The 13,168-nt window shown below is 37.6% G+C and carries 12 protein-coding genes; all 12 read right to left on the minus strand.

From position 1 onward, the window contains the following. Positions 1 to 15: 15 nt before the first annotated feature. Positions 16 to 852 (minus strand): hypothetical protein, encoded by an 837-nt coding sequence (locus AC04Q4_RS10045; protein WP_173736743.1) that lies wholly within the window; start codon positions 850 to 852, stop codon positions 16 to 18. 54 nt (positions 853 to 906) lie between these two features. Further along, positions 907 to 1,533, minus strand: a complete 627-nt coding sequence (locus AC04Q4_RS10050; RefSeq protein ID WP_173736742.1) for a response regulator transcription factor — start codon at positions 1,531 to 1,533, stop codon at positions 907 to 909. Then, entirely contained in the window at positions 1,481 to 2,824 is a 1,344-nt protein-coding gene (locus tag AC04Q4_RS10055; protein WP_173736741.1) for a sensor histidine kinase, read from the minus strand. Before AC04Q4_RS10055 ends, AC04Q4_RS10050 begins: the two co-directional genes overlap by 53 nt. Then, the gene (locus tag AC04Q4_RS10060) at positions 2,821 to 4,488 is read right to left on the minus strand and encodes a histidine kinase N-terminal 7TM domain-containing protein (RefSeq protein WP_173736740.1); all 1,668 of its coding nucleotides are present in this window, start codon (positions 4,486 to 4,488) and stop codon (positions 2,821 to 2,823) included. Before AC04Q4_RS10060 ends, AC04Q4_RS10055 begins: the two co-directional genes overlap by 4 nt. A gap of 111 nt (positions 4,489 to 4,599) precedes the next feature. Next, positions 4,600 to 5,364, minus strand: coding sequence for a DUF4428 domain-containing protein (locus AC04Q4_RS10065; RefSeq protein WP_173736739.1), 765 nt, complete (start codon positions 5,362 to 5,364; stop codon positions 4,600 to 4,602). Positions 5,365 to 5,633: 269 nt separating this feature from the next. After that, positions 5,634 to 6,416 carry a hypothetical protein gene (locus AC04Q4_RS10070; RefSeq protein WP_173736738.1) on the minus strand — a complete coding sequence of 261 codons (783 nt, stop codon included), beginning with the start codon at positions 6,414 to 6,416 and terminating at the stop codon, positions 5,634 to 5,636. 36 nt (positions 6,417 to 6,452) lie between these two features. Beyond that, positions 6,453 to 7,349, minus strand: a complete 897-nt coding sequence (locus AC04Q4_RS10075; protein WP_476388898.1) for a DUF1214 domain-containing protein — start codon at positions 7,347 to 7,349, stop codon at positions 6,453 to 6,455. A 14-nt stretch (positions 7,350 to 7,363) separates the two neighbouring features. After that, entirely contained in the window at positions 7,364 to 8,164 is an 801-nt protein-coding gene (locus AC04Q4_RS10080; protein ID WP_476388899.1) for an alkyl sulfatase dimerization domain-containing protein, read from the minus strand. 321 nt (positions 8,165 to 8,485) lie between these two features. Next, positions 8,486 to 8,842 carry a PAS domain-containing protein gene (locus AC04Q4_RS10085; protein WP_476388900.1) on the minus strand — a complete coding sequence of 119 codons (357 nt, stop codon included), beginning with the start codon at positions 8,840 to 8,842 and terminating at the stop codon, positions 8,486 to 8,488. Between the two features lie 43 nt (positions 8,843 to 8,885). Next, positions 8,886 to 9,269 (minus strand): LytTR family transcriptional regulator DNA-binding domain-containing protein, encoded by a 384-nt coding sequence (locus AC04Q4_RS10090; protein ID WP_476388901.1) that lies wholly within the window; start codon positions 9,267 to 9,269, stop codon positions 8,886 to 8,888. Positions 9,270 to 9,538: 269 nt separating this feature from the next. Then, the gene (locus AC04Q4_RS10095; protein WP_476388902.1) at positions 9,539 to 10,888 is read right to left on the minus strand and encodes a hypothetical protein; all 1,350 of its coding nucleotides are present in this window, start codon (positions 10,886 to 10,888) and stop codon (positions 9,539 to 9,541) included. Further along, on the minus strand, positions 10,889 to 13,168 hold the full coding sequence (locus AC04Q4_RS10100; protein ID WP_476388903.1) for an ATP-binding protein: 2,280 nt from the start codon (positions 13,166 to 13,168) through the stop codon (positions 10,889 to 10,891).

Below are 13,168 nucleotides of genomic sequence, written 5' to 3' on the forward strand. Positions count from 1 at the left end.
ACCAAACTCCTTCTTTCAGCCGGCTCCCAGCAGAAGCCATGCATCACCTGACGGATCATAGTAATAGACCACATTGTCTCCTACTGCATAATAATTTTCTTTTGTAAAATGATCCTCATGATCTGTTCCCAGAACAAATACCGGACAGTTTTTCCCCTCAATATACTCCTCAGTGCCTGTATACCACAAAGACATTCCAAGACCGAGATAATAGCTGACTTCATCTGTTTGCGAAAGCTGTTCCCGGGCAATCCTTATATCTAATTCCGTATCGTACTCTTCCTGAGCATACATGGAAAAGTCATAACAATAGGCTTCCTTTGCAAGATGTCCATCCTTTAATGACACCATTGGATGGTATTGCACATTCATATTCTGTTTCTGCACAGAAACCATCACAGTGGAATGAATCTCACTCATATTGCATCGCAGGATGATGACTTCATTCTCCTGTCCCATATACCATGGAGCATTCAGATCATCCGAATATTCCCCTTCTTCCGCAGCCTGAGCCGGATAGATACTGATCCTGCAATCATCCCCCGGAACAACGGCATAAATTTCAAAGCCTCCTGCATCAACAACTGTCCCATCCTGTAAAAACGGATATGCCGCTGCCAGTTCTTCCTGTCTGGTATATTCAAGTATCTCTGAAGCATCTGCAGCTTCATTTGTATATCCAAGAAATGCTATTCCGACCTGACATTCATTTTCCCTGATGATGTCCTGCAGAATTGCCAGGTTTTCTTCTGCCCCGGGCGTTTTGGCAGACACTTCTCTCATACCTTCACCATGCATGCCAAAAGAAAACAATACTACACAAACACATGCAGCAACAGAAATTTTTTTCATACTCTTATCTCCTCCTTTCTGTCAGGATATGTCTCTCTGCATTCTGCAGTTTTTCTATTTCAGTGTGGTTACAATCAATTTACTTTCCAGTGCAGCTGCTATCAGATCTTCTTTACAGCTGTATCCTGCCTTGGCAATCATTTCCTGGAAATTCCACCTTACCCCGGAAGTAGAGCAATCCATTCTTTTCGCGATCTCTGAATATGACATTCCCTGGATGTACAGGCGCAGCATCTCCAGCTGTCTCGGACTGATATCACCACTTGTGATCCAGTTAAGCTCTACCTTCGGTGTTACATCAGGAAATACGCGCTCGCCATTTAAGGTTCTGTAAATCACACTCTTTATTTCCTCTTCACTGTGATCCTTATACCAGAGACTGTCTGCACATCCGCTTTTTGCTCTTTCCAGCACCTTTGGATCGATCAGGGAGGTGACAACCAGCACCTTTGTATACGGATACTTCTCCCTGATCATTTTTCCTGCACTCAGCCCATCATGATTATGAAACGTCTGCACATCCATAATCACAAGATCAATTACCGCATAATCACAGATTTTTACAGCTTCACGGGCATCCGTGACTGTCTGGACATGTCGAAATTCCGGTTCCTGCATAATAATATATTCAAAATATTTCTGCATGATCTTCTGATCTTCTACTATCAATACCCGTACCATCGAATCTCATCCTTTCCGCCAGCGGCATCTTCAATATCAGACAAAACTCAGGGGAAAAAGAAACCTGCATCCTGCATTTCTCTGCTTCAACCGCTTTTCTCAGTGCAGACAAGCCACCGCCTTCTTCTGAATTTTTTTCAGGTACATCTCCATCATTGGTGATCCGTATATTATATTCATTTGCACATTTGTCTATCTTCACAAAAACAACACTGCCATGGGCATGCCTGGCACAGTTTGTCACACATTCACGGATTGCTCTGTCTGCCAGAAGCCTGTAAGCTGGATACATAGGAACGTTTCCACTGATCTGAACCGAAATTCCAATTTCTTCTGCATGTTTAATCGTATCCTCATACAGCTTTTCCATACTCTCAACTGCAGAACCGGTAAGAATATAAACCAGATGTTTCAATGCAGACAACTGTTTATCCATTTTATCCTGATTTTCTTTTCTTTCCAGTATTCTGCGTATTAGCAGAAGACTTCGGCCGAAGCTGTCATGAACCTGCATTTTCATGGCAAGTGTCTCCTGCTCTCTGATTTTATCTCCGATTTTTTCGTACATTTCCTCCAGCTTATGGTTCAGAATCGCCAGCTTTTCATTATTTGCCCTGATTTTTTCACCATTATAATATATTTCTGATACATTAACTGCAATTGTCTGACGGTATCCCGCAAAATCCGGCTCCTGCAGACGATATTCCTGGAACATCCAGACAGAAGCATCCGGAAAATAAAACACGTCACTGTCTCTGCTCAGTCTGAAAAAACCTTCCGCTGCCGGCTCATCATCAATCGCTTTTCGCAGTGTATCATAATCCTGCAGATAAGAACCCGTCATTACTTTGCACAATTCCTGCATCTTGGTATTGCATAAAATGATCCTTCCGAATGAATCCGAAAAACATACTCCGCAGGGAACGTCATCCACAGCTTCATTTACAGACCAATATGACAAGGAATGACTATATCTGCGTCTCTCGCTCCAGATTGCCCGGCAAAGATAAAATGTCAATGCAATAATCACTGCCGTTAAAAGACTAACCGGATAATCCTGAAGCATTGGATGATATGCACTTTCTCCCAGGCAATATCTGTGATCATTCATTAAAAGAAACATAAGGAAAAAGGAAACCAAAAAAACAGTCATTGCCGTTATAATTTTCTTTTTTCCGGAAAAACCGGTAATTCTTGTCAGCAGGAGAATAAATTCCAGAATCAGGCAGATTTCAAGAAGAATCATCAGGAAATTCTGCATTGCCATGCCACATTCCACAAAACTTTTCATCTGATGTCTTCCTTTCTTAATACGATACAACTAACAAACCATTCGTTTTCATCTTCCTGCTGCACTTTTAATTCCGGTCTTTCTGACATTAAAACACCCAGATCTGTTTCTGATACAATATGAACGGAAATCCGAAGAGCATCATCGATCTGTGACACCCGGTAAAATACAGACTGCATAACATCAGATAACCGTTCCACAAGCCATTCAAAGGTATCATAGCATTTTAGTATATCCTCTGCATTCAGCTGCACATTCCCTTTTTCCACGTAATACGCAGCCCGGATCCTACATAATTTTAAACTATCACAGGATTCCGCCAGACTTTGTCTTAGGTCTTCCATTGTAAGCAGATTTCTATCTGACGTATATTGTGTCAATACCAGATTTTTTCTCCGCTTCAAATAAGTACCAACCACTACAATTTTGCCGAGGATCCAATCATATTGTTCCCTTGATTCCGTCCTTTCCAGTTCATCCATCAGCTGTGACAGCAATTCCAGCTGTCCGGCAGTCTGATTCTGTATCATATTTAACAGGCGATTCTGTTCTTCTGCCTTTCTCCGTTCAGCCTCTTTCTGATAGGTTTTCTGCAGCAGTCTGTTTCTGGTCGTCAGTTCTTCCTGCTGTTCCCGAATATCCTGATATTGGTCCAACAATACTGAAATATCTTCCGACCAAAACAGATGTCCTCCTCTTATAGGAATGTGATTGATCCGGATTCCCTCTTCCTGCACAAATGATCTGTCAATAATAATTGCTCGCAGTTCAGGCGTAAGCTCAGGAAAATTCCCGGAATGATAATAACGCTGAAAAGAATAATCTGTGATTTCTGCATCCAGGCCTCCGGAAGTCTGGAATAATTCAAAATATCGACTGTTCGTCTGTATCAATCCGCACAATATACAGCCCTGATAAATTGCAGCCATTAAAAGGCAGCATACTGCCGTCATATCTCCTGCAATGACTTTGATAAAAGGCAGACGGAAAATGTTTCCGATATTCCATCCCAGAAGTAATATTCCCGGAATAAGCGGCATCCAGAACTGTTTCTTTCCCGGAATTCTGCTTTTTCTGATCAGAATAATTTCCATCCCTGTCAGACAGAGCAACATCCATGCCTGAATCACCATAAAAAGAATTCCATAGCTATAATCCATATCCGAAAACGGGGGCTGTTTGGAAAAGCGAAACACCAGCTGATGCAAATCGTTTGTAAAAACACTTACAATTAATACTGCCGCCACAATCAACAGCATTATGATTTTTCTGACTGTTTTCTCTTCATCCTTTTCAACAAAAAACAGTGCTGCTGACAAACCCAAAACCGGAATCAGAATCATCGGAACATAATACAGATACCAACAGATATGTTCTCCCAGAGGTTCATAAAAAATATGAAACTTTACTGTTCTTATGAAAAACCAGAACACCATCAGGCAGCCAATTCCAGTCAGACACCTGCGCATTTTTTTATGTACTACATGCTTTTCCAGATAAATCACCCAGGCACAGTACATGCCCTGATAAATACAGTTACGACACTGGTCTGCAAGATTTCTCATAAAAACATTTTCCGATTTCACCAGTCTGCAGATATAAGCCAGCAACACGCTTATCAGAATTACCCCATATGACAGCGTCCTCTTTTTGCTGTATTTCATAAAAATTCCTTTCTTGTCAATGCACTTTTGTAAATATTATACTGTAAAAGCTTTTACTGTCATATAGTTTTCATTAAATTTATTTATTTTCAGCAAGAAACAAGATCTTTCTTAAAATGGTCTCTGCATACCACAGTATTCACAAAACCTTCCCGTATTTTCTGCACCACACTGACATTTCCATGAACTGCCTTCCGACTGCCTTCCCACATTCATATTCATCCCTGTCATTCCCGGCTGCATTCCTTCGTTCATATTCATCCCTGCCATTCCCGGCTGCATTCCGGCTGCATTTGGTGTCAGTGCAGCAATTATCTGGTATCCTGTCTGCTCCACTTCCATCAGTTCGGCTCTTCTTTCACTGCTTATGGAGAAAGTATTCAATCGAAAATCCATATCATCAAACCAGGGTGTATTGACCCGGATACGCATGGTATAATCAAACTCATAGTTATATACCGGTGGCTGATAGCTTACGGTCTTTCCATCCTTTGTATATGTTTCCTCATTCTGCTGTCGATCCACCTCTACTCTGCACTGTACAACAGCTGATAAAGGAACTATATCCGGATTTTCACTGATATCCAGTTTTCGTGCAACAGTAAAGTTGTTCTTATGATCATCAATAAAAACAGTATAGTTTCTGGTATTGATCTGACGGGTTATGCAAAAGTCCATTACCGCCTTTTTGTTTTTTTCGCGATATTCCAACTGACGTTTTATATCCTCTACCGTACTGTTACGCCGCTCCTCAAACCATGGCGATAATTTTCTGGCACAATTTTTACACAGATTTCCGTCATCTAATTTTCTATTTCCCAGTAAACCTATTTTTTCTCCGCAGATATCACAGATCTTCTTATCAAATAATCCCATACCATACCTCTCTCTCCTTGACATAATTGTGTTCTTGTTTATCTTCATAATACGTGTATACTCAAATATTTACACTAGCATTTCTGACAGTAACTGAGCCCATATCGTTATCCGTGTTACTATTGGTAGTGTCTCTCCATGTATATGCTCCATACCAGGTGGTGAAAGATCCTGACCGTATCATAGCGACAAAAAAAACAGCCTGTATTTCTACAAGCTGTTCTTTGTCTATCTCACACTGCTTTCGCACTTTTTCCTCAGCATTTATTTTATTTACAGTCCGCAGGATTCCAGGAATCATTATCCAGTTTGTTCAGCATTTCCTTCAGCTCAACTGTATATGCCACCTTTACATCGCTGTCTTTTTTGACGATAAATTCAGATAGTCCATATTCTGAGCCGTTGTCTGCCCAGTCATATGTATATCCCAGTCTCGTCCATGGATATTTCCCGTCAAAATAACTGGAGATAATATTTGAATCAAACCATTCTTTATAGTCCTCATCAACTTCTTCTGAAAATGCATCTGTCATTTCTATTGTTCCGATATCTGAGACATATGCCGGGCGGAAAACGTCTTCCGGTTTTACCCACATAGCCGTAAAATAATCGGATTCATTATCCGGGCGCAGACCGATGAGTTCTTTTATTCTTGTCTGCCAGTCTGTCACATTCTCTTTATTTTTCTGATACCAATCTTCCAGTTCGCCGCCTGTAAACGTCCATACATTTCCCCATTCCAGTTTTACATCTGCGCCATCCGGATAACTGTCAGGATATTTATGAAATGTATAAAGAAGGATTCTGCCATCCTGATCGTAAACAGCATATGGTTGTCCCTCCTCCAGACTTACTACGGGAAGGATTTCATCCTTATCAATGATCATTGCATCTTCAACCGCATCATCGAAGAGAATCTGCTGATCCGTTTCACTTTCTGCTGAAATATCTGTTTCTTCTGCATGAACGCTTACCGTTGTTTTGCCTGACAATATAATTGCAGAAATCAGGATGCTGTTCACGATCATTATTTTCCATAATTTATTTTTCATATATTATCTTTCCTTTCTGTATAAATATGAAAATATTTAGTTCACATTTGATGGATAAATCTCAGTAATGGTCGGTGCCATCCACGTCTCCAGGGCGTCCATATCGGGCGTATAGATACGCATAAACAGATGGAAGCCTCCAGCACCCACAGGAAGCCAGTTTGTGGTGTCCTTTGGGGCATCTTCAGACAAAATAATATCAACGGAACCATCATCATTTGCCTGTAAACCGGAACGGTCATTTATGCAGTAACGATCAATAGGATTATCGATCAGGAAATCATCGTCCCCATATGCAGTCACAGACCAGAATCCCCCTTCAAGAACCTGCGGATAGCTTTCGAAATGAAGAATATATGATTTTTCTCCTGTGAGAGTATTTCCATCCGCATCCTGCTCTATCTTTGGATACAGCGCAACTTCAACTGTATTGGCACCAAGCCCTGCAAGAGCTACCAGTGCACGATAAGCATATTCTGTATTGAAATCTCCGATCGGTTCACCAAAATAGTCCCACTGACCAAGCTTTTTTGAGAATTTCTGGCCCTCTTTGATAAGCTTTAGCCGAACTTCTGTCAGCATTGTCTTCCAGTTTTCTGCAACATCACCGGTAAGAACAGAAGTGTCAAATTCCATACCAGGACCTATATTCACAGCTGCTATTTTTTCAAGCATTTCCTTATCTGCAGCTGCCGGAGGATTTTTTACCATCAACTCATTGGCCTTATTAAAAAATGTGATCGGATCCATGGAAAGAACCTTATCAACAGGAATATAATCATTCTCTTCGCTGTAGCTTCCCCTCGGAGGTTCATAAGTGTCTCCGGATATATAATCGGAAAGCGGCATAAGTTTCATTTTTTCCTGGATGGCATACACATTTGGAAGATCCTCTTCTCCTGATAAAACGATTCTGGTGATGGACCATGCCATAGATGTAGAAACATCTATACGGGTAACTCCCTCAGGCAGGTCTCATCACCCTCCTGTTCGATCAAAGCAGCAACATTCTCTGCGTTTTTCTGAACAATAGACAACAGTCCGGCACGTTTTGTAGTCCATGTTACATCTGCATCCGCACACAGATAACGTGCATCCGTATTTTCCGGATCAGCAAAAACCAGCGTATTGGTAATCTGGGCTACCCACTGATATTCTCCCTTGGCAAAATCTTCTTTTGCTTTTTCAAGAACCGCATCTGTATCACCGAAATATTCTACCAGCTTTTGGGCATAATCCGATGGTGTAAGTTCAGCAAGATGGACAGGATTACCATCATACCAGCCCATGTATTTCTCATATACTGCCTTCGAATTATGAGAAACTGTACCGTAATACTGACGGGTATACCAGACTTTCTCCAGCTCCTCGGGAAGCTGGATCATATTGACAATCTCTGTTTCCGTATAGCCTTCATTAAGATAAAGCAATGTCTGGTCGTTAATAAACTTATATACAGCTGCCGTATTGGTCATATATTCCTGAATAATGTCATTTCCCCAATGTGGCCAGTTATGAGACTGGAATACCACCTCTGCCTTATCACCATAAAGAGCCAGAGATTCCATGATGTACTCTGCCCATGCGTTTCCGTCACGCACCTGATAAATTCCATCGGTTACTTCAAAAAGACCATAAATATGATTCAGCTGTGTATTTCTCCAAAGGCTGGGATTCGCTGTATCCGGAGAAGCAAGCAGACCTTTGGTCGCATTCTCAAACTCCGCAGTATCTTCAAAATCCAGCAATGCATAAACTTCCTGATTTGCATCAATCGTATACTGGGTAGCCGGTTTGCTTTCCGCTGTTAATTCTGATGCTGCAATTGCGGTTGAACTGCCACAGACAGTCATGGTAAGTGCCAATGCGGCGGTAATTAAGGCTGTTACTTTTTTCTTTTCATGATATCTTCCCCCTTTATCTTATAAAAATTTCAAATATTCTCTGCTGTCTGATATTTCCTTCAGTGCTTGCTTAGTAATTTGTTTATATAATAAAATGTCGCTTTATTCCAGTAATAGACATGGAACCAAACGACATCCAAGTGGCTTAAAGCAACATGTTTTTAGTTATTTTGTACAACTTCCCAGGTATGTATTCCATATTTCATGGACATTGTTGCTAGTATCAACTGCCTTAATCGTATCCAGATCAAACAAGATACAGCCACAATGCCCCTTAAATGCAGGAAAACAAATTACCTTCAGGGTTCTGTCCACTTCCGGGCTATAATCCATAAGTTCCAATACTTCTCCATAAAGTGCCGAACGTTCATAACTTCGCAGCCATTTCGAATCCATATTGGCAAACAGACTTCTAAAAGATTTTCCCAACAGCTGATCCAGTGGAAGCTTTTCTAATCTGGCAAGTTCCTGATTTGCATAACGGAAAATCCAGTCTACCACATGTCTTTCTTCATTAAACATTATTTCTATATCCGTAAATGCAATAGGCAGATATTCAAAAGAACTATAATGGCGACAATATTCTTCTTCTGTAGCCGGAATACCTTTTTTTCCCAAAGCGTGAATCATTTTTTTTCTGCTTTTCCTGAATCTCAAACACTATTTGTTTTTTCTTACGAACAGTATATAACAATTCTTCTCCATCGCTGAGATTTACCGTATCCGTCACATCATGGACAGCCTTTACAGACACAATACAGCCTCTGTGTATTTTTACAAATTCTTCCTTTAATAATCCTTCCAGATTTTTCAAGGTAACCCGCGTCTCGTATACTCTTCCCCCAACTATATGAATCTCCGCAATTTTTCCGTGCATTATAATATAAAGAATCATATCCGAATCCAAAGTTACATTTTTTCTATCTGAAGTTATATTAATAAGTCCCATTCTCGTTATCCTCACATCCCGTTCTGGCATTACTGCACTTATTATATCAGCTTCCCTCTGATAATGGTTATAAAAATTTTATATTTCTCATATTTCAGGAATACTCCCTGAAACGCAGAGTATCCCCGAGGATGTCAAGTCATTGCTACAAAAAATATGCGGCTTTTTTGCCACAAAAATGGCTTAAAACCGCATATCTCTGTATAGAGGACGTTATATAATTGTCACAAAGTTGGTGAGGAGGATGTTACGTCATTGCTAGAAAGTAACTAACAATCAGAAGCCCCAAAATCAGAATATAATTCCTCTGGAACTGGCATAAGCCCCTCTCTGACAATATATTGTGAACTGTTTTGTTGGACTTTTGTTATGTATGGTGGAAGTAAGCGACCTATTCTTCTATCTACATATTCTTTATAGGGCAGAGGTATAATTTCTTTTAAATCAAATTTAATCGCATTCTCACCAGCAATACAAGCAATTATAATTTCAGGCCTCTTTCCTAATAAATCACCTTTATTAAAAAATATTCCATTTCGATGATTTCTAAATTTATTATTAACCTTCTTCAATTTTTCAATATCCGTACATATATTTTTTAATTCATCGAATGTATATTCTTTTCCTACTCCAAAAGATAATTTCCCGTCTTGGGTAATTTTAATATCGTCCGTTGCAATGTCTTTATTTTTTAATTTTTTTCCTTTAACACAATATAACGTAGGATTGTATTCTCCCTGCTGATTTGGTCTTGCCAAATCACATTGTGCTCTAATATTTAAATAATAATTTTTCCCATCTTTAATCAGATCACCTGTATATGCTTGCAATGGCTGCGAGCTATACCTTATATAACGTTCTCCTTCTATTACAGTTTGTAATTCTTTTTGTGAGAAGGTCTTTTCTGTATCCAAACATTCTTCATCAAACTTGTATTCTCCTATACGATTAACAAAATTCCTTGTAACAAATTCTCCAAATTCTGCTTGATTATCAATACTATCCGCTTTCAAAGTGTCCCAAACAATTTTCACCCAGTATGGAGAATATCCATATAAATCAAGAAACATTTCATTTTTGGTTTTATTAAATGTTTTCTCCCATTCCTTTAAAACATATACAGAAGGCATCTCTTTTAACCATTCTTTAATCGAGGTGAATAACTTTTCTTCTGAATCTAAATCAGATTTCTGTTTAATAAAAATTCGATTAGGTTTACCTTCTTCCCACAAATTATTCTCTATTAATTTATTTTTTATTTTTTCTGAATCATGTCCCGTAAAAATAAATGTTGGCACAAAAATCCTATTAATGATTCCATCGATAAATTTAATAAGATGTTCTTCTGTATCATCATGTAATGTCTCTGGAATAACAAGTCTTTCTTCACTAAAATCTGGCTGAAAAGAATTGCCCATATATTCCCAATCTAAAACAATAAATGACACATTAGATAAAGCTTCTATTATTTCTACACTAGGTATTTCAGCATAAGTTAATACAGGAATATTCCTTTTTTCAATTAATTTCCGTATATTAAAAATAGGAGAAGATTCATCATTGATTTCATCATCAATAATAACTGCGATTCCTTTAAAAAGTTCCTCAACCTCCATCATCTATTGTACCTCCTTTATAAACTCCATTACAAAATTAGCACCTTTTAATTTTTTATCTTTCGAAAATTCTGCCAAATTAATTGTATAATCATATTTATCTAACAACTGTCTTGCAATATACAATCCTAATCCTCTACCTTCTTCTCCTTTACCCGAATAAAACGCTTCAAACACATACGGAATATCTTCTTCTTTTATTCCTGGTCCACTGTCAGAAAAAATTAATTTTTGTTGATTACCATCTATTGAAATTAAAATTTCTCTTTCTTTTGATACCGTTTTAAGCCAATACAAAGCATTATCAAATAAATTAATCAAAACCTGAAGTAAAACTGCATCTGTTGTTTTTACGATTAAAGGTTTATTTGTTGAACAAACATTATATTTTATCTTGTTTTCTGCAAATGGCCGTTTATATAACCCATATACTTTGTCAATAATATCTCTAACATTAATATTTTTTGTTTTGGATTTAGTAGATGGAAATAATAATTGAATATCTTTCATTTGTGTTTCCACCATGGATAAGTTTCCTCGAATCAATGTTAATCTTGTAATCAATTCATTTTGATTTACTTCATTGCCCAACATCAATTCTTTAATTAGAGCATCTTGATTTTCAAGCGTCTTTTTAATAAACAACATTATGTCATGCGATGCTGTTTCAATTGACAGTCCGACTGCTGCTAGACTTTCTGTTTTATCTATTCTATCAAATAATACTTTCTGCTCTTGTCTGTAACTAGTCTCAAAATTGTTTAAAAATTTTAGTGTTTTTTCATCATTCTGATATTGTTTTTTCGCCTTCTCAATAATTTCTAAAGGTCGCCCTTTTTTTGCATGATCAATATCTGCTTTTCGCTTTTTATCAATAAGGTATTGTGCATATACCTTTTTTCTTAAATATTTAAGTATCAACTGCAAAACATTAATGAAATCTTCGAGTGCTTTTCCTTCTTCGATCAGTCCCTCTCTATTAGTTTTATCTTTTAATTTAGGATTTCCGTCTTGGGTAATATACACACAGCCAACCACCTGATCATTACTAAGAAATTCAGCGGCACTAACAGTACCTCTTGCCATATCTATACGTAACCAGTCATCGTCAGGATCTCCGTATGGCATTACCCTAATATTATCCCTATACAAATAAATCCTGTGTTCTTTAATAATATCTTTTTCATCTTTATCTAGCATATATTTCGACGGATTTTCTGAACTAATTTTCAAATCGAAAATATAAAATTCAAAATTAAAATCTCCGCATTCCGTTATATAAGATGAATCCTTAAAATATTTTTGAAATAGTTTTAAGCCATTAATATCTTGATCATCAAAACTTAGTTCAATTTTCTTTCCATTTAACTCAAACTTTATTTTGTTTGTTTTAGAATCAAATTTACCATCCTTTACTTTAAAGACTGACTTATTTTCCAAACACGTTGTGAGTTTTTCCTTATAGCGTTCCTGTGAAATATGAACCTTTTCATCTTGATATATCCATACATGGAAATCAGAAAAATCATCCTTTGCAAAAATTGGTTGCATCTTGCCTATTTCTCTTTGTACTTTTTCAATTTTTGCTACTGACCAGTTCGACTTTAAATCACTAATTTCAATTCGTGTACCATATGGCTTACGTACAATTTCAGAAGTACCTAAAAGAATTTTCTCTGCAATAATTACCTTTGGTTCTTGTTCAACTTCTAATGCGACATCTAAATCATCTAAAAATAATTCTTTTTCCTTTCCGCTTTCAAACAAAAAATTATCATCATAATTTGAAAAATTGTAGGAAAGAATATTTTCAACATTTTCACCTTCATCAATAAATTTACTCTTTATTGATAAAACTCCATTGTCTAATTGTACCTCTTCTTCAATTTGCTTTTGTCTACGCGAAATAATTTTGATATTTTTCCCCAGTTTAAAAATCGCAAATCTTCCAATTCCTTTTTCTCCTTGCATAATTCTTTTCTTATCAGTTAAAGTTCTTTCTGACTTACGTTTTAATTTATCTGGAGTGGCTGGATTTAACCAATGCTTTTCTAATATCTTCTCATCCATTCCGCAACCATCATCTTCAATTACTATTTTTGATGTTGGTTTGACAGAAAAATCTTCATTAAAATCTACAAAACTAACTTTTACCCAAGAAGCATCCGCATCATATGAATTTTTTATAAGTTCAACAAGCGCTATTATCTCATTTTTAATCAATTGATCCCCCAACATTGTTATCAACCTAGCATATGGACGAATTTTTAAATTTTTACTCAA

It is taken from the genome of Blautia sp. HA8986, from assembly GCF_056504635.1.